Source organism: Lichenicoccus sp. (assembly GCF_965277665.1).
GTDB lineage: Bacteria > Pseudomonadota > Alphaproteobacteria > Acetobacterales > Acetobacteraceae > Lichenicoccus.
On the sequence record NZ_OZ255835.1, the window covers coordinates 872,418 to 895,769 of the forward strand.

Below are 23,352 nucleotides of genomic sequence, written 5' to 3' on the forward strand. Positions count from 1 at the left end.
GATCGGATCATGCTCTGGGCGCCCGGTGAACTGGAAGGCTGTCGCTGCCCATGGCCCGCATCGTGATGAAGTTCGGCGGGACCTCTGTCGCCGACCTCGACCGGATCCGCAGCGTCGCCGCCCGCGTTGCGCGCCAGGTCGGCCTTGGTGACGAGGTGGCGGTCGTGGTCTCGGCGATGTCCGGGGTGACCAACGAGCTGATCGGCTTCTGCCAGGCCCTGTCGCCGCTGCACGACGCCCGCGAATACGATACGGTGGTGGCCACCGGCGAGCAGGTGACCAGCGGCCTTGTCGCCCTGGCGTTGCAGGCGATCGGCGTCGAGGCGCGCTCCTGGCAGGGCTGGCAGATCCCGCTCCTGACCGACGATGCGCACGGCCGCGCGCGCATACGCAGCATCGAGGGCGACACCCTGGTGGCGCGCATGCAGGCGGGCCAGGTGCCGGTGGTGGCAGGGTTCCAGGGGCTGGGGCCGGACCACCGGGTGACCACGCTGGGCCGCGGCGGCTCGGATACCTCGGCGGTGGCGCTGGCGGCCGCCATCCGCGCGGATCGCTGCGACATCTATACCGACGTGGACGGCATCTACACGACCGACCCGCGCATCGTGCCGCGGGCGCGCAAGCTGGACCGGATCGCCTACGAGGAGATGCTGGAGCTGGCCTCCGTCGGCGCCAAGGTGCTGCAGACGCGCAGCGTCGAGCTGGCGATGAAGGAACGGGTGCGGGTCCAGGTGCTTTCGAGCTTCGGTGACCCCGCGCCGCCCGAGGAGGGCCGGCTCCCCGGCACGCTGGTCGTTGACGAGGACGAGATCGTGGAACAGGAAATTGTCGCCGGCATCGCCTATTCGCGCGACGAGGCCAAGATCACCGTGCGCCGGGTGCCGGACCGGCCCGGGGTCGCGGCCGCGGTGTTCGGGCCGCTCGCCGAAGCCCATGTCAATGTCGACATGATCGTGCAGAGCACCGGGGCCGACGGCAGCACCGACATGACCTTCACCACGTCGAAGAGCGACCTCGCGCGCGCCATCCAGGTGCTCGACGCGGCACGCGGCGTGATCCAGTACGGCGAGATGCTGACCGACGCCGACGTCGCCAAGATCAGCGTGGTCGGCGTCGGCATGCGCAGCCATGCCGGCGTCGCCAGTACCATGTTCCGGACCCTGTCGGACCGGTCGATCAATATCCAGGTCATCTCGACCAGCGAGATCAAGGTGAGCGTGCTGATTGCGGCCGAATATACCGAGCTTGCCGTCCGCGCCCTGCACAGCGCGTATCGTCTCGATGTCGCCTGACATCGACCCGGCGATGCGCACCGATCCGGCGCGCGCGGCACGCGCGCAGCTCGACCGGCTGTGGGCGCGCGGCCGCGCGTTCCTCGGCACCGAGGTCGCGATCCTGGGCGGTGCGATGAGCTGGGTGTCCGAACGCCACCTGGTCTCCGCCATCTCCAATGCCGGCGGCTTCGGCGTGATCGCCTGCGGCGCGATGGGGCCTGACCTGCTGGCGCGCGAGATCGCCGCCACCCAGGCGCTGACCGGCTACCCGTTCGGCGTCAACCTGATCACCATGCACCCCGAGCTCAATGACCTGATCCGGGTCTGCATCGAGGCCAAGGTCGGCCATGTCGTGCTGGCAGGCGGCATACCGTCCGGGGCGGCGGTGCGCGCGGTCAAGGATGGCGGCGCCAAGCTGATCGCCTTCGCACCCGCTTTGGTGCTGGCCAAGCGGCTGGCGCGCACCGGCGCCGACGCGCTGGTGATCGAGGGCTCGGAGGCGGGCGGCCATATCGGTCCGGTGTCGCTGACCGTGCTGGCGCAGGAGATCCTGCCGCAGATACGCGACGTGCCGGTGTTCGTGGCCGGCGGCCTCGGGCGCGGCGATGCGATCCTCGGCATGCTGGAGATGGGAGCCGCCGGCGCGCAGCTCGGCACCCGGTTCGCGGCCTCCACTGAGAGCATCGCGCACGCGCGCTACAAGGCCGCCTTCATCCGCGCCTCGGCGCGGGATGCGTTGCCCTCGGTGCAGCTCGACGAGCGGTTCCCGGTGATCCCGGTGCGCGGCCTGGTCAATGAGGGCACGAAGCGGTTCCTGGTGCACCAGGCCGAGACGCTGCACCGGTTCCAGTCCGGCGAACTGACCCGCGAGGCGGCGCAGCTCGAGATCGAGCATTTCTGGGCCGGCGCCCTGCGTCGCGCGGTGATCGACGGCGACATCGAGGCCGGCTCGGTGATGGCCGGGCAGTCGGTGGGCATGGTGACGCAGATCCAGCCGACGGCCACGATCATTGCGGAACTCGTAGAGCAGGCCGTGCAGGCGCTGCTGCGACGCACCGCCGCCTGAGGCACGGGCGGTGTCCTCGGTCCAGCCGACTTCCCCACACATGGGCGTTCGCGTCGTCGTCGCATCGGTGATCGGCAACGCGCTGGAATGGTACGATTTCACCGTCTATGCCTTCCTCGCCACGATCATCGGGCACCGGTTCTTCCCGCATTCCGGCCCGACGGTGGCGCTGCTGCAGACCTTCGCGGTGTTCGGCGTCGGCTTCGTGGCGCGTCCGCTCGGCGGCCTCGCGATCGGCCTGTTCGGCGATCGCAAGGGACGCAAGCCGGCGCTGCTGCTGACCATCGGCCTGATGGCGGCGGGTACCGGGCTGATCGGCGCACTCCCGGACTACGCGACGATCGGCGTCTGGGCGCCGCTGCTGCTGGTGGTCGCGCGCGCCCTGCAGGGCTTCTCGGCCGGCGGCGAGTGGGGCGGCTCGGCCTCTTTCCTGGTCGAGTGGGCGCCCGCCCGCCGGCGGGGACTCTACGGTAGCTTCCACCCCGGCAGCATCTTCCTGGGCCAGCTGATCGGCACCGCGGTCGCCGACCTGCTCGTCGTCCTGCTGGGTCGCGCGGACATGGAGGCCTGGGGCTGGCGTGTCCCGTTCCTGCTCGGCGCGCTGATCGGTCCGCTCGGCCTGCTGGCACGCCGCAGGATCGGCGAGACGCCGGTGTTCATCGCGGCCCGCACCGACACCGCCCCTGCGCGGCGCCTGAGTGCCGGGAAGCTGCTGTTCGCGTTCTGCTTCGTCTCGGTCCAGTCGGTCGCGATCTATATCTACCTCTCGTACTTCCCGACCTTCCTGCAGCACGACGCCGGCTGGACCGCGCGCGAGGCGCTGACCTCGACGGTGCTCGCCACCATCGCCACCGGATGCGCGGTGGTGGGCTCGGGCGCGCTGTCGGACCGGATCGGCCGCAAGCCGGTGCTGCTGTTCAGCTGCCTGGTCTTCCTGCTGCTGTCCTACCCGCTGGTCTGGCTGATCCTGCACGGGGCCACGCACGCGCTCGCGGTGCTGGTCCAGTGCGCGCTAGGTGCCAATTGCGGCCTGTTCATCGGCAGCATGACGGCCGCCCTGGTGGAGATGTTCCCCACCCGCAGCCGGCTCACCGGGCTGAGCACCTCGTACAACCTGGCCTCGATGGTGTTCGGCGGGTTCGCGCCGTTCATCGCCACCGGCCTGATCGCGGCAACCGGGGCTGCCATCTCGGTGACCTACTACGTCATCCTGGGCGCGGTCGTCTCGCTGCCGGCCGTGCTGGCCTTCCGCGAGACCGCCGGACAGCCGCTCGACTGAGAGACCGCCTTTCGTCAGCGGTGACGTGGCGCCGGGCCCTTCTTCACGAAGCCGCGCAACCGGCCCAGCATGGTCCTGACCTCCAGGTAGGTCATGCTGGCGGTGCTCCAGGCCTCGGTCTCGATCCGCTTGACGCCGGTCAACGCTCGGTGCGTCGCGCCGTCGAAGGCCATCAGCGGCGTGTCCGCGAGATCGATCCGGTAGTTCGGCGGCTTGCCAGTTCCGGTCACGCCGATGCGCACGACGACATCCCGGCTGCCTTCGCGCAGCTTGCCGAGCGTCTCCAGGATGCGCCGGACGTCCTCCTCGGGCTGCCTGAGCAGCGGCACGACATCGGAGAGTACGGCGTCCATCGCGAGTGGTGTGGGCATGTCGGTCTGCTCCGGGCGGTGAGATGATCGCCATGATACCGCTATCCGGCTCGCACCGTCAGGCGGCCTTTCTGGCCCTGCAGCCGGACCGGCCGGTTCAGAGCAGCCGCGCCAGCCGGTCGAACTCCGCGACGTCGAGCGTCTCGGCGCGCCGGCTCGGCTCGATGCCGGCGCGCCTCAGGAACGCCTCGCCGCCGAGCCCGCGCAAGGCGCCGCGCAGCATCTTGCGGCGCTGGCCGAACGCCGCGGCGGTCAGCCGCTCCATCGCGGCGAACAGGGATGGATCCGGCTGCACCGCGCGCGGCACCAGGCCGATCACCGCGGAGGTCACCTGCGGCGGCGGCGTGAAGGCGCCCGGCGGCACATGCATCAGCACGTCGGCGGTACAGCACCATTGCGCCAGCACCGAGAGTCGGCCGTAGGCACTCGTATCGGGTGCGGCACAGATCCGCTCCGCCACCTCGAGCTGGAACATCAGCGTCAGGCGCTCCCACTGCGCCGCCTGCCGCAGCCAGCCGATCAGCAGCGGCGTGCCGACATTGTACGGCAGGTTCGCCACGATCTGGCGCGGCGCCGGGCACAGTGTCGTCAGGTCGAGCGCCATCGCATCCGCAGCCACGACCGCAAGCCGCCCCGGATGCGCCGCCGCCAGTTCAAGGGTGGCCGCGATCGCGCGCGGATCGACCTCGACCGCGGTGATGGCGGTGGCGTGGCCACTCAGCAGCGCCCGGGTGAGGCCACCGGGGCCTGGCCCGACCTCGACCACATGCCGCCCGGCAAGGTCGCCGGCCATCGAAGCGATACGCGCGGTCAGGTTCAAATCGAGCAGGAAATGCTGCCCCAGCGACTTGCGCGCCTGCATTCCATGACGCGCGATGACGTCGCGCAGGCTTTCTTCAGCCAAGGGACCACAGGTCCCAACCCTGGAATTCAGCCTCTTTGTAGAGCCGGAGGCTGTTTGAAAACGCCTGATGCTGGATGAGAGCGGCCCGCAGGGCCGCGGCCGGCGTGGCTTTCCGAGCACCGCAGCGCAGCGGCCTCCTTGGCCGTGAGCAGCGGAGCGCAGGAAAGCCGCGTCGGATCGCCAGCAGCAGGCGTTTGCAAGCAGCCTCCCTCAGGTGGAGCGCATTTCTATGGAGGCACGCCGATGGAGATCGCGGTTCACCTGTCGCGACACCTGCTCGACGCGTTCGTTCAGCAGCTGGTCGGCGATCTCGTCGGCCGAGCGGTCGGAGAGGTTCTTGGTTTCCCGCGAGCAGACCATGATCACCGCGATGCCGTCGGTCGATACCAGCGGTCGCGTGGCCTGGCCGGCCTTGAGCGGGTCGAGCACGTTGCGCATCTGCGGGTTCAGGTGGTCGAGCTCCACATCGCCGGGATTGGCCGGCCGGGTCTCCCCGGCGGCCTTGTTGGCGGCCTCGATCGCGCCGCAATCATGCGCGGATTTCGACAGCGCCTCGGCGCGCGCCAGCGCCTGTTGCTGCTGCGGCGTCGGCGCCTGCGGATTGAGCGTGCTGGTGAACGGGATGAAGGCCTGGCGCAGGCCCAGCACGGTGGCGATCTCGCGGCCGATCTCGCGCTTGCCGGCCAGCGTCACGACGTCGTAGCCGCCGGCGACCCGGATCGGGTTGCTGACCGCGCCGATCGGCATCTGCTGCACGATGCCGAGCACCTGCGGATCGAGCTCGTCCGCCTGCACCCAGCCGAGCGAGCCGCCCTCCAGCGCGGTCTGTGCCTGGCTGAACTGTGCGGCCACGATCGCGAACGGCGCGCCCTCGTGCAGCTGCTTGATGACGGTCTGCGCGAAGGCCAGCGCCTCCTGGTTGTGGGTCGGATCATCCACCGGGATGAAGATCTCGCTGATGCTGTATTCGGGTTGCCCGACCTCGCGCTTGAGCGCCGCCTCGCGCTGCTTGATGTCGGCATTGCCGATGCGCGCGCGCTCGCCGAGCTGCTCGCGCAGCACATGGGTCCAGCCGAGCTGCACGCGGATCTGGTCGATCAGCGTGTTGAGCGAGACGCCGTCCTGGGCGAGATGATCGCGCAGCGCGTTCGGCTTCATGCTGTTGCGCTTCTCGATATCGGCGATGGCGGCGGCGATCTGCTCGGGGGCGATCACGATGCGGCGCGACTGGATCTCCTGCATGCGCAGCTTCTCGTCGATCAGCTGCCGGGTGATCTGCGGACGCAGGTGCGACAGCACCTCGTCGTTCATCGGCAACCCGGTGGAGAGCGCGAACAACCGGCCGCGATTATCGACGTCGCGATGCGTGATGATGCCGCCATTGACCACCGCGACGATTGCATCCTGGCTCTGGCCGTCTTCGCTGGTGGCGGCATTTGCATCCGCAGCCGGAGTTTGGTGCGCGTGCCGCTGGACGGCCGTCGCAAGGCACGGCGTCGCCAGCCATGCCAGTGCCGACAGGACCGGGATTGCGAAGCGGGCGAGTCTGGTCATGAGGCGTTTCTTTCCGAGCATGGCAGCTTGCATGTCATCCGTTCACCGGGAAGGTGCCGATCGTCTTGAAGGTGACGCTGAACAGGATCGAGGTGTCACCGGTCTCGCCGCTGATCGTGGTGTAGCGCTTGACGAACGATACGTCGAAGATGAAGCAGTCGTTCTCGTAGGCGCCGTCGGCGCCGACGGCGACGTTCTGGTTGGTGGCGAGGTCGCGTCGGCCGAACACCGAGGCGCGGAATTCCTTCCAGCGGCTGGAGAGCCCGAGCGTCGCCTCGTTCTGCGGCTCGAAGAAGGCGAGCTGCGGATCGCTCGTGCGGGTCGTGCTGTCGTAATAGTAGTACAGGTCGTGCTGGTTGTAGATGTAGCCGCCGGTCACGCGGAACAGGTTGGTGCCGACGCTGATCAGCCCGTCGGCGAAATGCACCTGTCCCGTCTCGTGGTCGAACCGGCCGCGTGCCGTGAGGTCGAGCCAGCTCTCCGGCACGAAGCTGATCCGGCTGACGATGTCGGACACGTGCGTCTGCAGACCGGAATCGATGATCTGGTTCTGGTCGACATGCTCCTGGTAGCTCTGGCCGACCAGCGCGTCGATCTGCCTGGTGCCCCAGGACCAGTTCGCGTGCAGTCCGACATTCGCGCGCATGCCGCCGTCGAGCCGGTCGATGCCTTCGTGCCGGTTGAGCGCGAACAGCGAGGTGTCGGTGAACTCGTAGTCGAGGCTGTCCTCGTTCGGGATATGGTCGTTGATGCTGTTGCCGGAGTTCGGCGCCGCGACGAGCTGGGCGATCGGCTCGACGATCTGCGTGCTGCCGCCGTGCAGGGTGCGCAGGAACGGCCAGTTCAGCTTCAGGGCCGCCGTCGGCAGCGCCTGCGCGGTGGTGGCCGCGTTGACGTTGCCGTAGGTCGGCGTCAGGTCGAGCTTGTGCGCGTTGTAAACCTCGGAATCGAGATGCAGCGTGAACAGCCACATGGTTCCGAGCGGGCCACGGAACGGCCGGTCGTAGTTCAGGCTGAGGCTGGCGCGCTCGTCCGATACGCCGTCCGGCCGATAGACGTTGAAGTCGTTGCTGTCCACCGACAGCCGGCCGCCGAACAGGTCCGGCTCGCCGTAGTAGCTGTACTTGTAGCGCGGCAGCACGTAGGGCAGCTCGCTCTGGTTGATGACGCCGGTATTCAGCCCCTGGAACGCGATCGCCTCGAGGCGCGAATAGGCGCCGATGCCGAAGCCCTCGACGAAGGCGTTGCTGGTCAGCACATCCTGGCCGTAGCCGGTGACCCGGTAGTCGCGCATGTAGTCGGACGAGCTGGCAAGGTTGATGTTGGCACCGTAGTGCCAGTTCTCGTTCCAGTCGAAGTCGGCTTTGGCGAAGCCGTAGCCCGACAGCCCGATCGCGGAATAGTCCGGTGCCTGGCCGGCGATCAGCGACGGCGTATGGGTGTCGTAGGCGACCGCGCCGGTGAAGGTGAAGCGGCCGTCATTGAAGCGGTTGCGATACTGTCCGGTGAATTGCGGTCCGGTGCTCGACGCGATCAACGGCACCAGGGTCGCATCCGACTGGCCGTCGATCACCCAGTAGTAGGGCAGCGTCACGTAGGTTCCGAGATTCTTGTCGTCGAGCGAGAAGTCGCTGAGCAGGAGCCCGCTCTGGCGCTTCACCGACGGATCCGGCGTCGAGAAGTACGGCAGGTAGCCCAATGGGATGCCGAACATGTCGAGGTAGGTGTCCTCGTACTCGATGCGCTTGTGCTCGAGATCCTGCGTCGCCGAATATGACCGCAGCTGCCAGAACGGCGCCCGCTCCGGATGCTGTGCGCAGATCTTGCACGCGGTATAGACCGCGCGCGACATGTCGTTGAGCTTGCCGTCGGTGCGACGCGCGCCGTTGGCGGCGAGCTTGCCGTTCATCGCCAGGATGCCGCGCATGTCGGTCATCACCGCCTGCCGCATGCCCTGTGTCAGCTCCATGTACTGCGCGAACAGCACCTGGCCGTCCGGCTCGATGATCGCGACATGGCCGGTGGCGGCCGCCACGCCGGTATTGCGGTCGTAGGTGACGCGGTCGGCGAGCAGGATGTGGCCGTTCTGCCAGATCGTGACGTGGCCGGTCCAGGTCACCAGGGCATGGTGGGTGTCGTACGAGACGTTGTCGGCCTGGAAGGTGACCGGCTCGTCGCGTGTCACCGGCGCGGCGTGGCCGGCATGCGTGCCGACCTGCGCCAGCGCCGGGCCCCCCGGCAGGCACACCGGCAGGCACACCGGCAGGCACACGCCGCCGGCCAGCATGGCGCCCGCGAGCCGGTCGCGGCGCGGCGCGCCGGGCTTGCGAGACGGGACGGCCGAACACAAGCGGGGCATCAGCCATCCTCCAGGTGAAGCAGCAGGGTGATGGCCAGCAGCAGCCCGGCGCCGGTCGGCGCCCAGGCCGCCATAACCGGCGGCAGCGCGCCAGACTCGCCGAACTGTTCGGCGATCTTGGAAATAGTGAACAGCGCGAAGCCGGCGGCGACGCCGCTGCCGATCATCCGGGCCACGCCGCCGCGCCGGGCCGGTCGCATGGAGAAGCCGGCCGAGACCAACGACATGGTGCCGGCGAGCAGCGGCAGCGCCAGCAGCGACTGGAAGTGCAGGCGGTGCCGGATCGCCGAGAAGCCGGAGCGCTCGAGCAGGGCGATGAAGCCCGGCAGCGTCCAGACCGAGAAGGTGTCGGGCGAGGCGAAGCTCTCCTGCACCCGGTGCACGGTGAGGTCGGTCGGCAGGCTCATGGTGCCGACGGCGACCGGCAGGTGGTCGGGCGTGATGCTGTGCGCGTCGGCCAGCAGCCAGCGCTTCTGGCCCAGCCGCGCCGACGGCGCCTCGATGCGCACCAGCAGGTGGTCGGCATCGTCCAGGCGGAACACGCTGACGCCGGCAAGCTCCAGGTCGCGGTCGTGCATGTGCACCGCGCGCGCATGCAGCATCGCCACCCCCTGCGGCGTCAGCTGGCGGTCGGCCTGCCGCAGCCAGAGCTGGCCGCCTTCGAGGTCGAGCGTGCCGCCGCCGTTCTGCAGGTAGAGCCCGTCGAGCGCCTCGGCCTGCGCAAACATCACCGAGGAGAGCGGGCTCAGCACGGTGGTGGCAAGTCCGCCGATGAGCAGTGCGCAGGTCAGCGGCGCCGCCAGGAACTGCCACGCCGAGATGCCGGACGCACGCGCCACGATCAGCTCCGAGGAGCGCGTCAGCCGCCAGAAGCAGACGATGCCGCCGAGCAGCACCGCGAACGGCAGGATCTCGATGCAGTAGTACGGCAGCCTCAGGGCTGCGATCTGCACCGGGATGGACGCGCCGACATCCGGGCGCGTCGCCGCGCGCCGCAGCAGGTCGATGAAGTCGAACAGCGAGACCAGCCCGGTCAGGGCGGCCACCATCGCCAGCACCGCGTAGGTGAACTGCCTGGCGATGTAGAACGAGAGCGTGACCGCAAGCCGCGTGAACATCGGTCAGGCGGAGCTGGCGCGGATGGCGGGGACACGGGCGGCCGTGTCGCGGCGGTCGATCTCGCGCCGCGCGCGCCATTCCGGTCCGAACAGCATCGCCGCTGCCATGACCCCCGGCAGGATCGAGACCAGCCAGATCAGCGGGATCAGCACCGGGTCGCGGGCGGCGATGTTCTGCACCACCAGTCCGAGTGCGAGCAGGCCGACCACCACCAGGATCGCGACCATCGGCCGGATCATGCCACCATGCCGGCTGAAGGCGCCCATCAGCACCGCGACCAGCGCCACCATGGCGAACGAGAACGCCGTGAGCGGCGCGGACAGCCGCCGGTGCGCCTCGACCAGGAACTTGCCGCGGTCGCGAACGGCGACGACGTGCGGATCGGGAGCGAGCAGCTCGGCGAGCGACATCTCGGTGGAGTCGCGGTAGCGCTGCTCGTCCTTGTTGGAGGAGGCGAGGTCGATGGTGTTGCGCGCGAATGTCAGCACGTCGAGCCGGCCGGTGCGGCGGTCGATCTCCTCGCGCGAGCCGTTGAACAGCACCACCCGGGGCGGTCCGTCGCCGGCCAGCAGGGTGCCGTGCTCGGCCAGGATGGTGGCCCGGCTGTTCTTCTGGCGGTCGTCCTCGACCAGGATGCCGCGCAGCGTGCCATCATGGTCGCGGGCGCGGATATAGACGGTCATGGTGTCGGAGACCTGGGTGAACACGCCCTCCTGCAGCAGGAAGGCCGCCATCTTATTGCGTATCTCGAACTCGTATTCGCGGAAGGCGTGGTAGCTCGCCGGAACGATCCACAGGTTGAGCACGTAGGAGAGCACGACCGAGATGCCGGCGCAGGCGATCGCCGGGCGCGCGATCGCCGTCGACGATAGCCCGGCGGCGCGCATCACCGTCAGCTCGCGGTCGCCGGCGAGGCGCTGGTAGATGAACTGGACGACGACGAAGGTCGTGATGGGCAGGATGACGGCGACGAAGGACGGGATCAGCAGCCCGGTGAGCTGCAGGAACACACGCAGCGACAGGCCGCGATCAACAACCATGGCGACGAAGCGCAGCGACTGCGTCAGCCAGATCAACGCCGCCAGCCCGCCGGTGCTGGCCAGCAGGGCGGCCAGCAGCTGGCGCAGGACATATCGGTCGAGCCGGGTGGCTTGCAGCGCGATCATGCCCCTCTCTACCTGCACGCCGCGTCGCGCAAAAGGGAGCAAGGCCACGGAGTTGCGCACGCGTGCTGTCCGCTGGTGCGCCGGCCCCGGGCGGCGCGCCAGAACGCAGTCGGGGAGGCCCACATGACCAGCTGGTCCGCGACGGACGATCTCGAGCACCAGGTCCGGCTGCACGACCCGGTCTCGGACTGCCCGCTGATCGACGGCAACCGGGTCGCGCTGCTGCCCAGCGGGGCCGACGCGGTGCGCGCGATCATGCGGGCGATCGAGGCGGCTCGCGACCATATCCACATGGAGTACTACACGCTCGACGATGTCCGCCTGGACGGCCTGTCGCTGTTCGCACTCCTCGAGGAGCGGGCGCGCTCGGGGGTCGAGGTCGCGGTGATCTGGGACGCCGTGGGGTCCGGCAAGACGCCCGACCGGCGGTTCGAGCGGCTGCGGCAGGCCGGCGCCCAGGTGCTCGAATATCATTCGGTCAACCCGCTGCGACGGCGGTTCAACCTGCACCTCAACGACCGCGACCATCGCAAGCTGACGGTGATCGACGGCCGGGTCGGCTTCCTCGGCGGCGCCAACATGTCCCGCGTCTATGAGACCCCGGAGAGCGTCGGGCGCGGTCCCGACCCGGACCATGCCTTCTGGATCGACAGCGCGGTGCGTATCGACGGGCCGGCGGTGGCCGAGATCCAGAAGCTGTTCTTCCACACCTGGCACGGGCAGGAGGGCGAGCGCGCGCCGCTGCGCGGGGAAGCCGGCACCGGCTCGGATGTCGCTGGCCCGGCGCCGGCGACCAAGAGTGGTGCGACAGCGATTGGCGAGACGCTGCGTATCGACGGCAGCGCGCCGGGCGAACGGCGGCCGCTCTACAACCACGCGCTGCGGGCGGCGCTCAACGGGGCGCGCCACCGGGTCGTGCTGGCGACCGGCTATTTCGTGCCGACCAACCGCGAGTGGCGCCTGCTGGCGGCGACGGCGCGGCGCGGCGTTTCGGTGGACCTGCTGCTGCCCGGCTACAGCGACGTGCCGCCGGCGGTGCATGCGGCCCGCGCCCTGTATGGCCGGCTGCTGGCGGCCGGCATCCGCATCCACGAGGTGCGCCGGGCCATGCTGCACGCCAAGGTCGGGACCATCGACGGGGTCTGGACCGCGATCGGCTCGTCCAACCTCGACCGACGCAGCGTCTATTACAACAACGAGATCGACGCGATCGTGCTCGGACGCCCGACCGCCGGCGCCGTCGAGGCGATGCTGCGGGCCGAGATCGCGCGCGCGGTGCAAATTCGCCTGCGCGACTGGACCGGGCGCTCGCTCAGGGAGCACATTGCCGAGCAGGCGGCGCGGGTGTGGAAGCAACTGATGTGATTGGCCGGCTGCCTTGACAGGTCAGTTGCTCGACCCGACCGGGCAGGGCGCCCTGCAGCTTTTCGAACTCGGACTCGCCTTCGTCCTGTCCGCCCTCGTCGGGCTGGAGCGCGAATTCCGCCAGAAGAGCGCCGGGCTGCGCACCTACACGCTGGTCGGCCTCGCCTCCGCGCTGATCATGCTGATCTCCAAGTACGGCTTCATGGACGTGCTGGTGAACAACCGGGTGGTGCTCGACCCCTCGCGGGTCGCAGCACAGGTGGTGTCCGGCATCGGCTTCATCGGCGGCGGCGTCATCTTTATGCGACGCGACTTCGTGCGCGGGCTGACCACCGCCGCCTCGGTCTGGCTCACCGCGGCACTCGGCATGGCGTGCGGCGCCGGCCTGCCGATCCTGGCGGTGGCAGTGACCATCGGCCACCTCATCATCATGTTCATCTTCCCGCTGATGGTGCGCCGCCTGCCGCGGTCGCGCTGGGCGCCCTCGCACCTGACGGTCGCCTACTGGGACGGGCGCGGCATCCTGCGCCATGTGCTGGTCGCCTGCGGTGCCCAGCGCTTCGTCATCGACCGGGTGCAGATCGAGCACGACCAGGAGGCGATCGAAGGCACGGCCCGGATCGTCACCCTGTCGCTGGAGGTTCGCGGCGGCCGGCCGGTGACGCATCTGAGCGCCAGCTTGTCGGAGATCGACGGCGTGGTGTCGGTGCGCTCGACGGACGTGAACGCGATCGTGGACTGAGCCTCTGCCGGCGACGGGTCTCAGGTTTCGCTCAGGACTTCGACCGGATCGCCCACCTGGAGCCGCCCGGGGGCGTCGGGGATCAGGTTGCGGCCGAACACGATGCCCGCGGCGTTGCGGTTCAGCCGGCCCAGCGTGCGCAGCGGTTCGCCCGGCACCGGTGCCAGGCCGGTGGCCTGGTCGAGGGTGGTGACGATGCAGCGGGTGCAGGCCTTCGGGGCGCGGAACACCATCCCGCCGATCCGCAGCCGCTGCCAGCCATCCTCCTGCCAGGGTGCGGCGCCGTCGATCACCAGGTTCGGCCGGAACCGGTCCATGCCGACCGGAGCTTCCAGTTCCGCGTTCAGGGCGCTGAGCGAGGCGGTGCTGGTCAGCAGGATCGGGTAGGCGTCCGCGAACGAGACCGTGTCGTCCTCCCGCACGCCGGGGATGCGCTCGACCGGGCGCGCCGACGGGTCGTCGAGATAGACCAGCCGGCACGCCTGCCCGAGCCGCGCGGCGAGCCAGGCATCGGCGGCGGCCCCGGCCAGGGCGGCATCCAGTTCGCGCAGCCAGACCGTCACCCGCAGCCGCGCCGCGCCGTCCGGTCGCGGCACCCGGATCGAGGCCTCTCGCGACTGCAGCAGCAGGCTGCCGTCGCCCTGCAGCGTCGCCCCGATCCGGGCCAGGCCCGGCCAGCGGCGCTGGCTCATGAAGCCGCCATCCGGTTGCACCACCATCCAGCGCCGGTCGCCCGACGGGCCCCAGGCATCGACATCCAGCGCCGCGTGATCCTCGCCGCGCAAGCCCTTGACCGGATAGCGTCGCAGGCCGGTCAGCCGCATGCCGGCCGGCCGGGAATGCCGCTCAGGCATCCAGTTCGAGCATCACCGGGACATGGTCGGAGGGTGTCGGCCAATCGCGGGCCTCCTTGTGGACGCTGAGCCGGCGCAGGGCAGGGACCAGGTCGGGGGTGACCCAGACATGGTCGAGGCGGCGGCCCCGGTCCGACAGGCGCCAGTCGCGGTTGCGATACGACCACCAGGTATAGAGCTTCCGGTCGGCTGGCACGAAGTGCCGCATCGCGTCCACGAAGCCGGTGTGCTGCCAGGCGAGCAGGCGCTCCACCTCGGGCGGGGTGTGGCTGACGATGCCCAGCAGCTGCCTGTGGCTCCACACGTCGTGCTCGCCGGGGGCGATGTTGAGGTCGCCGACCAGGATCCGCCGCTGCGGCGGCATGCGGGTGAAATGGCGGGCCGCCTCCTCCACGAAGGCGAGCTTGTGGGCGAATTTCGGGTTCGCCTCCGGGTCCGGGATGTCGCCGCCGGCCGGGACATAGAAGTCGTGCAGCTCGATCGGCCCGGAACTGGCCTGCAGCGTGACCGCGAGATGGCGGCGGTCGTTCCTCAGGCACCAGTCGGGCGCGGCGATGGCCGGCGCGAGCGGCAGCCGGGAGAAGATCGCAACCCCGTTATAGGATTTCATGCCGCAAAAGGCGACATGCGGGTAGCCCAGCGCCGGTCCCGCCGCGTGCGGAAACAGCTCGTCCGGGACCTTGGTCTCCTGCAGGCAGATGACATCCGGTGACAGCTGCGCCACCAGGCGTTCGAGCAGCGGCAGGCGGAGCCGCAGCGAGTTGATGTTCCAGGTGACGATGCGCATGCGCAGGCGAGGTCGCGCAAACCGGCGCCCGGCGCAAGCTTGCGCAACCGACGCGGTTGTCGTTGGGTTGCGGCCGCATGACCGACATCGCCGCCCTGCACCGCTCCATCCTCACGCTGGACAGCCATATCGACATCCCGTGGCCGGCCAGCGAGGCGGACGATCCCTTTACCGAGAGCGCCAGGCGCCGCGTCGACCTGCCCAAGATGCTGCGCGGCGGGCTGCGGGCCGGCTGCTTTGCCGCCTATATTCCGCAGGGCAGCCGCGATGCCGCGGGCTATGCCGCCGCCTCGGACCGGGCGCTCGCCATGCTGGACGCGATCGCGGCGATGGGAGCCAGCCGGGGCGGCATCGCCGCGCGGCTGTGCACGAGCAGCGCGCAGATCCAGGCCGCCTTCGCCGCGGGGGTGATCGCGATCGTGCCGGCGGTGGAGAACGGCCATGCCATCGGTGCGGATCTCGGGATGCTGGCGCAGCTGCGGGCCAAGGGCGCCCGCTACATGACGATGACCCATAACGGGCATAATGCGCTGGCGGACTCCGCGGTCCCGCGCCGCGATCTCGGGGACGGCGAGACCCTGCATGGCGGCCTGAGCCCGTTCGGTCGCGAGGCGATCACCGAGATGAACCGGCTCGGCATGCTGGTCGATGTCTCGCACCTGTCGCGCCAGTCGATGCTGCAGGCGGCGATGCACTCGACGACGCCGGTGGTGGCGACGCATTCCTGCGTGCGGGCGCTGTGCGACCATCCGCGCAACCTCGACGACACCCAGCTTGATGCGCTGCGCGACACCGAGGGCCTGATCCAGATCACCGCGATGCCGTCCTTCCTGCGCCCCAAGCCGGACAGCGCCCCCGCTTCAGGAAAGACCCAGGCTGCGGGAAAGCATCAGGCTTCGGCGAAGCAGCAGGCCTCGATCGGGGATTTCGTCGACCATCTGGACTACGTGGTGCAGCGCATCGGCGTGGCGCATGCCGGCATCAGTTCGGACTTCGACGGCGGCGGTGCGGTCGCCGGCTGGAGCAATGCCGGCGAGAGCGAGGCGGTGACCGCGGAACTGGTGCGGCGTGGCTATGGCCATGCCGAGATCGCGGCCTTCTGGGGCGGCAACTTCCTGCGGCTGTTGCGACGCGCAGAGCGTGCAGCGGAACCGTCCTGAACTGCCGTGTTACACAAGGTGCCAAAGGTAGAACGAAGTATTAACGCGTAGAAGGTTACGCTTTCCTTGCAAAAACGGTGGCCGGAAGGGCACATCGTCCTCGGAACAATTTGTCAGACCGGAACTTTGTCGTAACGGATGCCGGGTCTGTGGGGCATTGCCCTGGCTCGGATATTCATCATAACCAATTGCCACCGGGACTTTCTTGACCTGAGCAAGCCCCGACGCGCGCAGCGCTGAAATCGTCTTGCTGTCAGCCTTACGGAGGAACACATGTCTGCTTCGGCTACCCTGGCTTCGTTCGAACCGGCCGCGCCGCGCCAGACTGCCCTGCAGGAGGTCGCTCCCCGGCAGGACGCGGCGGCGGTGCAGCTGCAGCCGGCCTACGCCTCGGACGGGCTGAACGAGGCGATGCTCTCCGAGGCCACCGTGCTGGCGCTGCGTGACCGCTTCGACGCGGCAGCACCCTTTCCGCACCTGGTGATCGACGGCCTGTTCGATCCGCAGATGCTGGAGCGGGTGGCGGCCGACTACGACCGGGTGCGCAGCGAGGACTGGATCAAGTACGAGACGGCCAACGAGGTGAAGTTCGGCACCCGGCCGAACGTCCGCCTCGGTCCGGGCAGCCAGGGCTATTTCGACACCATCCACCGCGCCAAGTTCACCCAGTTCCTGAGCAGCGTGACCGGCATCCAGGCGCTGGTGACCGACCCGATGCTGCGCGGCGGCGGGCTGCACGAGATCCCGGTCGGCGGCAAGTTCAAGGTGCATGTGGACTTCACCCGGCACGTGGACACCAAGCTGGACAACCGCCTGGTCTTCATCACCTACCTCAACAAGGGCTGGCAGGCGGACTGGGGCGGCGCGCTCGAGCTCTGGACCCGCGACGCGTGCGTCCGCGAGGTGGTTCCGGTGTTCGGGCGCTCCATCCTGTTCATGCACTCGGCCAACAGCCTGCATGGCCATCCGGTGCCGGTGAACACGCCGGACGGCCGCACCCGCCGCTCGGTCGCGGCCTATTTCTACACCAACGGCCGCCCCGACCCGACCCCGCCGGAGCGGATCACCACCCAGTTCCTCGATGCGGCGGTCGCACCCGTGTCGCTCCGCGACACCGCGGCGAAGGCGGTGCGCTACGCGCTGCCGCCGATGCTGCTCGACGGCCTGCGCCTGGCTCGGCGTGCGATGCGGCCCGGCTCGAAGACCGCGAAGCCCTCGAAGACATAGTCACACGACGTTCCAGGACCGCAGACATGGTGTTGCTCGAAGCCGATCGCTTCCAGGATCACGCGGCCCACGCCGACACCGATGTGGCGCTGGCGTCTCGAGCGTGCGACGTGCCGAAGCGGTCCGAGCCCGAGCCGGGGTGTGGGCACCGCGGGCCTGCCCGGCGCGCCCTCAGGCTCGGCATCATCGCCTCCGAGATCCCGCCCGGGCATGGCGGCATGCAGGAGCATGCGCGGGGACTGGTGGACAACCTCTCGCAGGACCACGAGATCGTCGTCTTTACCGGCCAGGCGCCGGTGTCCGATATCGCCGGCCGGAACGTCACCGTGCGCCCGGTCATGCGCTGGAGCGTGGCTGATGACGTGCTGCAGCTGGCGCACGAGCCGGTCGATGCCTGGATCACCCTCAATGCCGGGCTGGCGCCGTACAGCTGTGTCCTGAAGGCACCGCTGTTCGCCTACGTGCACGGCAACGACTTCACCCGGCCCTGGTATCCGATGCCGGGCCGGGCGGTGCGCAATGCCGGCCGCCTGGCCGGGCCGGCGATCGTGCAGCGCTGGCGCAGCCGGCAGATCGGCGCCGGGCTGCGGGCCGCCCGCTGGATGTTCGCCAACAGCGCGTTTTCGCGCGACCTGTGCGCCAGCCTATACGGCGTGCCGGCCTCGCGCTTCACCGTGGTGCCGCCGGGCATGCGCCAGGATTTCTTCCGCGACGGCGATCCCGGCCGCAGCGACCGCCTGCGGCTGGTCACGGTGGCGCGCCTGGACTCCAGCGCCAGGCGCAAGAACATCGAGGGCGTGCTGGAGGCGATCGCCCTGCTCAGGGGCGAGATCGACTGCCACTATACCGTGATCGGCGATGGCGACGACCTGGCCCGGCTGATCTGCATAGCCGATCGCCTGGGCCTGTCCGGCCGTGTCCGCTTCCTGGGCAGCGTGAGCACCGAGACGGTCATCGAGGAGTTCGGCCGCAGCGACGCCTTCATCATGGCGGTGAAGCCGAGCGGCGGCGATGTGGAGGGCTTCGGCATGGTCTATGCGGAAGCCGCGGCGACCGGCCTGCCGTCGATCGCGACCACGATGGGCGGCATTCCCGAGGTCATCGAGGATGGCGTCACCGGGGTGCTGCTGCGCGACATCTCGGTCGCCGGGATCGCGGAGTCGCTGCGCGCCTTCCACGACCGCCGCCACAGCTTCGACCGCACCATGATCCGCGCCAAGGCGAGGCGCTTTGCTTCCGCACCATGCACCGCGACCATCGCCGCGGTCATCGAGGCGATGATCTGAGCGTCGGGCTGTCGTTCGCGCAAGAGGCAGGCGGCGCGACGCGCTGTCGGGAGCGCGGCAGGCCGATCCTCCGGCGCGCCCGCGCCAGGGCCTGATCAAGTTTTTCGCCCGTTCTCTTTTCCGATACACAGGCTCACATAACCGTGAGACGTCTCCCGGCGAGAACGAAACAGGACTCTTGGCGGCTATCCCTGAGTCGCCGGCTTGGCATTTTGTCCACCACGGCCATTGACACCCGTTATTTTCCGAGCACAGCCGATTTAAGTCATTGTTATGACGGGGCGCTTGGATAAGAATACAGTGAAATCAGACACTTAAGAAGCTATGCCTGCTTAGTGAGCAAAGCCGTTGGGGCCAGGAATGTCGCGGCACAGACGATTCTGTCTGCCACTCTTCCACAGACTTATCCACCGAAACGGTGGATGCTTTCGAGCGAAGCCCGGGTTTCGATTGCACGTCATGCGTGTGTCCGTTGGCGGCCGGCATGGCGGGGTCGTGTCGCCTCCGACCGCAGCCTGCTGCCGCTTATCTAGGCAATCATCAAGAAGCCGGGAGGATGCCACGCGCTGCGCCGGTTATGCGCCACCGCTCCACAGGGTTCTCCACAGAAACGGTGGATTAACGCGCCAGCCCTGCATAACGGTTGGCCGCCTCCAGCGCTGGCGCCCCCGTGGCGCTCCGGGGCGATCGGGGCTCCCGCGGCGCCGCTCTCCGCATTAGATGTGCCGCATGCACGAGACGCCCCCGACGGAACATGACGCAATTCTCCCGGCTGCCGACACGCTTGGGCGTGGCGTGGCGGCGATCGAGCGGGCGCTGCTGACCATGCCGCTCTCGCCCGGCGTGTACCGGATGCTCGATGCGCGCGGCGAGGCGCTCTATGTCGGCAAGGCCCGGGCGCTCAGGAAGCGCGTGGCGTCGTACACCCAGGTCGCGCGGCTCCCCGAGCGGCTGCGGCGCATGGTCTCCGAGACCGCCACGATGGAGATCGTCACCACCCATACAGAGGCCGAGGCGCTGCTGCTCGAGGCCAACCTGATCAAGCGCCTGAAGCCGCGCTTCAACATCATGCTGCGCGACGACAAGAGCTATCCGTGGCTCATGCTGTCGGAGAACCATGCCTTCCCGCAGATCGCCAAGCATCGCGGCAAGCCGACTCCGGGTGCGAGCTACTGGGGCCCGTTCGCCTCGGCCTGGGCGGTGAACCAGACCGTGACGGCAATGCAGCGGGTGTTCCTGCTGCGCTCCTGCGCCGACACGGTGTTCTCGTCGCGCACCCGGCCCTGCCTGCTGCACCAGATCAAGCGCTGTTCGGCGCCATGCACGGGTCGGATCGACAAGGCTGGCTATGACCGCCTGGTGGCGCAGGCGCGCGCGTTCCTGTCGGGCAAGGCGGGCACGGTGCAGCGCGAGCTGGCCATCGAGATGGAGCAGGCCGCGGAAGCGCTGGAGTTCGAGCGCGCCGCGGCGCTGCGCGACCGCATCCGCGGGCTCACCCACGTGCAGGGCAGCGGCGTCATCAACCCGGCCTCGATCGAGGATGCCGACGTGATCGCGCTGTGGCAGGCGGCGGGGCAGTGCTGCGTGCAGGTGTTCTTCATCCGCGGCGGCCGCAACAACGGCAACCGGGCCTTCTTCCCGGCCAATGCACGCGACGCCGACGCCGCCGACATCCTCGGCGCCTTCATCGCCCAGTTCTATGACGACAAGCCGCCGCCGCCGCTGCTGCTGCTGAGCCACGAGCTGCCCGAGGCCGAGCTGATCGGCGAGGCCCTCGGCCTGCGCGCTCCCGGCGTGCGCGCTCCCGGCCTGGGCGCTCCCGGCATGGCCGGCGATGGCGGCCGTGCATCGCGCAAGGTCGAGCTGGCGGTGCCGCAGCGGGGCGAGAAGCGCCAGGTGCTGAAGCATGCGCTGACCAATGCGCGCGAGGCGCTGGAGCGGCGGCTGGCGGAGGGGGCGGGGCAGGCGAAGCTGCTGGACGGGGTGGCGGCGCTGTTCGGCCTGGAGGCGCCGCCGGACCGCATCGAGACCTACGACAACAGCCACATCATGGGCACCAGTGCCTACGGGGTGATGGTGGTGGCGGGCGCCGATGGGTTCATGAAGAACGCCTACCGCAAATATTCGATCCGCGGTCCGATCGCGCCGGGGGACGACTTCGCCATGATGCGCGAGGTGCTCGAGCGACGCTTCGGCCGCGCCCTGAAGGAGCAGGCGCTCAATGAACAGGCCGGCGCCGGCGGCGGCCGCACCGACTGGCCCGACCTGCTGCTGATCGATGGCGGCGCCGGGCAGTATTCGGCGGTGCGCTCGGTGCTAGACGATCTCGGCGTCAACGACGTGAAACTCGTCGCCATCGCCAAGGGGCCGGACCGCGATGCCGGGCGGGAATGGTTCCACACCGGCGATGCGCCGCCGTTCCAGCTGCCGCCGCGCGATGCGGTGCTCTACTACCTGCAGCGCCTGCGCGACGAGGCGCACCGCTTTGCCATCACCACGCATCGCGCCGGCCGCTCCAAGGCCATCTCGCGCTCCGAGCTGGACGAGATCCCCGGCATCGGCAGCGCCCGCAAGCGCGCCCTGCTGAACCATTTCGGCTCGGCGCGGGGCGTCAAGCAGGCGGGCCTCGCCGACCTGGAAGCGGCACCCGGGATCAGCCACGAGACGGCCCGGGCCATCTACGGCCACTTCCACCGCACCTGAAAGAGAGGCTGCTTGCAGGCACCTGCTGCCGGCGATCCGGCACGGCTTCCTGTGCGCCGGTGCTCGCGGCCAGACGGCGGCTCTCATTCAGCATCAGGCGCCTGCAAACAGCCTCTGGGGGCGACATAGTGAGTGTTGTGTCGGCAACGCTTGTTCTAGGGTCGCTCGCGATGCTCACGGACCTGCCCAACCTGCTGACCTTGTCGCGGATCGCGGCGATCCCGGTGCTCGTGGGGCTGGTTGCGGCGCGGGGCGAGGCGACCGACCTGGTCGCCTGCCTGGTGTTCATCGCCGCCGGCATCACCGACTATCTCGACGGCCATATCGCGCGCTCGCGCCAGCAGTTCTCCGACCTCGGGCGCATGCTGGACCCGATCGCGGACAAGCTGCTGGTCGGCGCGTCGCTGATGGTGATGGCCGGGCTCGGGCGGCTGCCCTTCGGTGGCCTGTATCCGGCCATCGTGATCCTGCTGCGCGAGATCCTGGTCAGCGGCCTGCGCGAGCATCTCGCGGCCTCGCGGGTCAGCCTGCCGGTGACCCGGCTGGCAAAGTGGAAGACCACGGCGCAGATGGCGTCGATCGGCACCCTGCTGGCCGGCGACAGCACGGCACGGCTGCTGCACATTGCCTGGCTGCCGGTCGGGCTGATCGGTTCGGTGCTGCTCTGGATCGCCGCCCTGCTGACCCTGGTGACCGGCTGGGATTACCTGTCCACCGGTTTTCGCCATGTCCGGCCGCCCGCGACGAAGGCGGTGCCCTGAGTCCCGGATTGCCGTCGATTCGCGCGCCCGCGCCACGCGACCTGTCATGAACCCACCGGTCCTGAATGTCTTGGGCATCATCGGGCGGTCCGGCAGCGGCAAGACCACCCTGCTGACGGCGCTGCTGCCACGCCTGGCGCGCCTGGGCCTGCTGGTCTCGACGGTGAAGCATACCCATCATGCGGTCGACCTGGACCGGCCGGGAAAGGATAGCTGGCGGCATCGCGAGGCCGGCGCGCACGAGGTCCTGCTGGTCGGGGACCAGCGGTGGGCGCTGCTGCATGAGCGCCGCGCGACGCCGCCGGACGAAGGCGGCCTCGCAGAGCTGCTGCCGCGCCTGGCGCCGGTCGACCTGGTGCTGGTCGAAGGCTTCGCCCGCACTCCCGGCCCGCGGCTGGAGGTCTTGCGGCAGCAGGTGGCGGCACAGCCCGGCAGGCGCCCGCTCTGGCCCGGCGATGCCGGCGTGGAGGCGGTGGCCAGCGATATCCGGCCGCCCGGCTGCGACCGCCACTGGCTGCAGCTGGACGACCATGCGGCGATCTGCGGGTGGATCAGGCAACGGTTCCAGCTCTGCAACGATATCGACCCTTCGGCGTGTACGGACAACATCTCTTGAGCATTGCAGCCCGGACATGCAATTTGCAGCCGGGAGCGGTGGCGACACCGCGAGGGGATCTTGAAATGCGGCGTTCTGCCTTGATCGGCACGTTGGTGCTTCCGTCGGTTCTGTTTCTCGGCGGCTGCTCTGGCCTTGATAAATTCTTCCACGATACCGTCACGCTGCCGGGAATGAACCCGAACCTGCCGTCGGGACTGAGCGAAAACCAGACCCGCTCGGAGGGCCACGGCGTCGGTGAGGTGCCGCTGCTGCCGGAGCCCGGCAATGTCTGGCCCGGTCCGCCGCAGCCGTTGCCGACGCTCGGCGACGTGTCGCGGGAGCAGGGCAACGGGCTCGGCGGCGACTCCAGCACCCGCACGCCGCTCGGCGGCAGCGCGTCCGGCGGCCCGTCGCTGCGCGACGGCAACAGCATGGGCATCGGCGAGAACGATGCCATCGAGCACGGCGCACCCACGGATACGATCAGCGGGTCCGGATCGCCGGGAGCGCATGGCAGCGCCGGGGACAGTGCTGGGGGCAACAGCCTGGGGGGCAACAGCCTGGGGAGTGACGGCTTCGGCGGTGCCGGCGGCAGTCTTGCCGACCATGTCGGCGAAACGCCGCCCCGGACGAAGCCGGGCAACGGCGATGGCGGCGGCAACGGCAAGGCGCACGCGATCGTCATCCCCAACGGAGATGGCACGAGCACCGTGATCGGACCCGACGGCAGCGTGCAGACGGTCACCGGTACCCCCAAATAGGGTCCGCAACTGTCCG

At 69.3% G+C, this 23,352-nt stretch carries 20 protein-coding genes; 12 read left to right on the forward strand and 8 right to left on the reverse strand.

All coding sequences use genetic code 11. The annotated features are described in order from the left end of the window. Positions 1 to 50: 50 nt before the first annotated feature. Genes ACQY4O_RS03895 through ACQY4O_RS03905 form a run of 3 tightly spaced genes read left to right on the forward strand, consistent with a single transcriptional unit; the run spans position 51 to position 3,619 of the window. A complete protein-coding gene (locus tag ACQY4O_RS03895; RefSeq protein WP_428374921.1) occupies positions 51 to 1,292 on the forward strand; it encodes an aspartate kinase in 1,242 nt (413 codons plus the stop codon). Continuing rightward, positions 1,282 to 2,340: an NAD(P)H-dependent flavin oxidoreductase gene (locus ACQY4O_RS03900; RefSeq protein WP_428374922.1), complete on the forward strand. Its 1,059-nt coding sequence runs from the start codon at positions 1,282 to 1,284 to the stop codon at positions 2,338 to 2,340. The genes ACQY4O_RS03895 and ACQY4O_RS03900 overlap by 11 nt, the downstream gene beginning before the upstream one ends. 40 nt (positions 2,341 to 2,380) lie before the next feature. Continuing rightward, a complete protein-coding gene (locus ACQY4O_RS03905) occupies positions 2,381 to 3,619 on the forward strand; it encodes an MFS transporter (RefSeq protein ID WP_428374923.1) in 1,239 nt (412 codons plus the stop codon). Positions 3,620 to 3,633: 14 nt separating this feature from the next. On the opposite strand, the gene ACQY4O_RS03910 is transcribed toward ACQY4O_RS03905, so the two are convergent. From ACQY4O_RS03910 to lptF, 6 genes are all read right to left on the reverse strand, one after another. After that, positions 3,634 to 3,990 (reverse strand): hypothetical protein, encoded by a 357-nt coding sequence (locus tag ACQY4O_RS03910; protein ID WP_428374924.1) that lies wholly within the window; start codon positions 3,988 to 3,990, stop codon positions 3,634 to 3,636. A 97-nt stretch (positions 3,991 to 4,087) separates the two neighbouring features. Continuing rightward, positions 4,088 to 4,852, reverse strand: coding sequence for a 16S rRNA (adenine(1518)-N(6)/adenine(1519)-N(6))-dimethyltransferase RsmA (rsmA, locus tag ACQY4O_RS03915; RefSeq protein ID WP_428378092.1), 765 nt, complete (start codon positions 4,850 to 4,852; stop codon positions 4,088 to 4,090). Positions 4,853 to 5,104: 252 nt separating this feature from the next. Next, positions 5,105 to 6,448, reverse strand: coding sequence for a peptidylprolyl isomerase (locus ACQY4O_RS03920; protein ID WP_428374925.1), 1,344 nt, complete (start codon positions 6,446 to 6,448; stop codon positions 5,105 to 5,107). A gap of 34 nt (positions 6,449 to 6,482) precedes the next feature. Then, positions 6,483 to 8,807, reverse strand: a complete 2,325-nt coding sequence (locus ACQY4O_RS03925; protein ID WP_428374926.1) for an LPS-assembly protein LptD — start codon at positions 8,805 to 8,807, stop codon at positions 6,483 to 6,485. Continuing rightward, entirely contained in the window at positions 8,807 to 9,925 is a 1,119-nt protein-coding gene (gene lptG / locus ACQY4O_RS03930; protein WP_428374927.1) for an LPS export ABC transporter permease LptG, read from the reverse strand. Before lptG ends, ACQY4O_RS03925 begins: the two co-directional genes overlap by 1 nt. A 3-nt stretch (positions 9,926 to 9,928) precedes the next feature. Further along, positions 9,929 to 11,092 (reverse strand): LPS export ABC transporter permease LptF, encoded by a 1,164-nt coding sequence (lptF, locus tag ACQY4O_RS03935; RefSeq protein ID WP_428374928.1) that lies wholly within the window; start codon positions 11,090 to 11,092, stop codon positions 9,929 to 9,931. A gap of 123 nt (positions 11,093 to 11,215) precedes the next feature. Between lptF and ACQY4O_RS03940 the strand changes: the two genes are divergently transcribed. After that, positions 11,216 to 12,457, forward strand: coding sequence for a phospholipase D-like domain-containing protein (locus ACQY4O_RS03940; protein ID WP_428374929.1), 1,242 nt, complete (start codon positions 11,216 to 11,218; stop codon positions 12,455 to 12,457). 13 nt (positions 12,458 to 12,470) lie between these two features. Then, positions 12,471 to 13,199 (forward strand): MgtC/SapB family protein, encoded by a 729-nt coding sequence (locus ACQY4O_RS03945; RefSeq protein WP_428374930.1) that lies wholly within the window; start codon positions 12,471 to 12,473, stop codon positions 13,197 to 13,199. 20 nt (positions 13,200 to 13,219) lie between these two features. On the opposite strand, the gene ACQY4O_RS03950 is transcribed toward ACQY4O_RS03945, so the two are convergent. Next, the gene (locus tag ACQY4O_RS03950; RefSeq protein WP_428374931.1) at positions 13,220 to 14,023 is read right to left on the reverse strand and encodes an MOSC domain-containing protein; all 804 of its coding nucleotides are present in this window, start codon (positions 14,021 to 14,023) and stop codon (positions 13,220 to 13,222) included. A gap of 22 nt (positions 14,024 to 14,045) precedes the next feature. Beyond that, complete coding sequence (locus ACQY4O_RS03955) at positions 14,046 to 14,840, reverse strand: exodeoxyribonuclease III (RefSeq protein ID WP_428374932.1); 795 nt, start codon at positions 14,838 to 14,840, stop codon at positions 14,046 to 14,048. Between the two features lie 77 nt (positions 14,841 to 14,917). On the opposite strand from ACQY4O_RS03955, the gene ACQY4O_RS03960 reads away from it, so the two are divergent. From ACQY4O_RS03960 to ACQY4O_RS03990, 7 genes are all read left to right on the forward strand, one after another. Further along, positions 14,918 to 16,000, forward strand: coding sequence for a dipeptidase (locus ACQY4O_RS03960; protein WP_428374933.1), 1,083 nt, complete (start codon positions 14,918 to 14,920; stop codon positions 15,998 to 16,000). A gap of 273 nt (positions 16,001 to 16,273) precedes the next feature. Further along, positions 16,274 to 17,227, forward strand: a complete 954-nt coding sequence (locus ACQY4O_RS03965; protein ID WP_428374934.1) for a 2OG-Fe(II) oxygenase — start codon at positions 16,274 to 16,276, stop codon at positions 17,225 to 17,227. A 26-nt stretch (positions 17,228 to 17,253) separates the two neighbouring features. Beyond that, positions 17,254 to 18,513 (forward strand): glycosyltransferase family 4 protein, encoded by a 1,260-nt coding sequence (locus ACQY4O_RS03970; RefSeq protein ID WP_428374935.1) that lies wholly within the window; start codon positions 17,254 to 17,256, stop codon positions 18,511 to 18,513. 825 nt (positions 18,514 to 19,338) lie between these two features. Further along, a complete protein-coding gene (gene uvrC, locus ACQY4O_RS03975; protein WP_428378093.1) occupies positions 19,339 to 21,216 on the forward strand; it encodes an excinuclease ABC subunit UvrC in 1,878 nt (625 codons plus the stop codon). A gap of 170 nt (positions 21,217 to 21,386) precedes the next feature. Next, positions 21,387 to 21,977 (forward strand): CDP-diacylglycerol--glycerol-3-phosphate 3-phosphatidyltransferase, encoded by a 591-nt coding sequence (gene pgsA, locus ACQY4O_RS03980; RefSeq protein ID WP_428374936.1) that lies wholly within the window; start codon positions 21,387 to 21,389, stop codon positions 21,975 to 21,977. A gap of 46 nt (positions 21,978 to 22,023) precedes the next feature. Beyond that, a complete protein-coding gene (gene mobB / locus ACQY4O_RS03985) occupies positions 22,024 to 22,593 on the forward strand; it encodes a molybdopterin-guanine dinucleotide biosynthesis protein B (RefSeq protein WP_428374937.1) in 570 nt (189 codons plus the stop codon). A gap of 95 nt (positions 22,594 to 22,688) precedes the next feature. Beyond that, complete coding sequence (locus tag ACQY4O_RS03990) at positions 22,689 to 23,336, forward strand: hypothetical protein (RefSeq protein ID WP_428374938.1); 648 nt, start codon at positions 22,689 to 22,691, stop codon at positions 23,334 to 23,336. Positions 23,337 to 23,352: the final 16 nt, after the last annotated feature.

Coding starts and splice junctions, on each gene's coding strand:
- ACQY4O_RS03895 (WP_428374921.1), top strand. CDS start 51: ATGGCCCGCATCGTGATGAAGTTCGGCGGGACCTCTGTCGCCGACCTC.
- ACQY4O_RS03900 (WP_428374922.1), top strand. CDS start 1,282: ATGTCGCCTGACATCGACCCGGCGATGCGCACCGATCCGGCGCGCGCG.
- ACQY4O_RS03905 (WP_428374923.1), top strand. CDS start 2,381: ATGGGCGTTCGCGTCGTCGTCGCATCGGTGATCGGCAACGCGCTGGAA.
- ACQY4O_RS03910 (WP_428374924.1), bottom strand. CDS start 3,990: ATGCCCACACCACTCGCGATGGACGCCGTACTCTCCGATGTCGTGCCG.
- rsmA (WP_428378092.1), bottom strand. CDS start 4,852: ATGCAGGCGCGCAAGTCGCTGGGGCAGCATTTCCTGCTCGATTTGAAC.
- ACQY4O_RS03920 (WP_428374925.1), bottom strand. CDS start 6,448: ATGACCAGACTCGCCCGCTTCGCAATCCCGGTCCTGTCGGCACTGGCA.
- ACQY4O_RS03925 (WP_428374926.1), bottom strand. CDS start 8,807: ATGCCCCGCTTGTGTTCGGCCGTCCCGTCTCGCAAGCCCGGCGCGCCG.
- lptG (WP_428374927.1), bottom strand. CDS start 9,925: ATGTTCACGCGGCTTGCGGTCACGCTCTCGTTCTACATCGCCAGGCAG.
- lptF (WP_428374928.1), bottom strand. CDS start 11,092: ATGATCGCGCTGCAAGCCACCCGGCTCGACCGATATGTCCTGCGCCAG.
- ACQY4O_RS03940 (WP_428374929.1), top strand. CDS start 11,216: ATGACCAGCTGGTCCGCGACGGACGATCTCGAGCACCAGGTCCGGCTG.
- ACQY4O_RS03950 (WP_428374931.1), bottom strand. CDS start 14,023: ATGCGGCTGACCGGCCTGCGACGCTATCCGGTCAAGGGCTTGCGCGGC.
- ACQY4O_RS03955 (WP_428374932.1), bottom strand. CDS start 14,840: ATGCGCATCGTCACCTGGAACATCAACTCGCTGCGGCTCCGCCTGCCG.
- ACQY4O_RS03960 (WP_428374933.1), top strand. CDS start 14,918: ATGACCGACATCGCCGCCCTGCACCGCTCCATCCTCACGCTGGACAGC.
- ACQY4O_RS03965 (WP_428374934.1), top strand. CDS start 16,274: ATGTCTGCTTCGGCTACCCTGGCTTCGTTCGAACCGGCCGCGCCGCGC.
- ACQY4O_RS03970 (WP_428374935.1), top strand. CDS start 17,254: ATGGTGTTGCTCGAAGCCGATCGCTTCCAGGATCACGCGGCCCACGCC.
- uvrC (WP_428378093.1), top strand. CDS start 19,339: ATGCCGCTCTCGCCCGGCGTGTACCGGATGCTCGATGCGCGCGGCGAG.
- pgsA (WP_428374936.1), top strand. CDS start 21,387: ATGCTCACGGACCTGCCCAACCTGCTGACCTTGTCGCGGATCGCGGCG.
- mobB (WP_428374937.1), top strand. CDS start 22,024: ATGAACCCACCGGTCCTGAATGTCTTGGGCATCATCGGGCGGTCCGGC.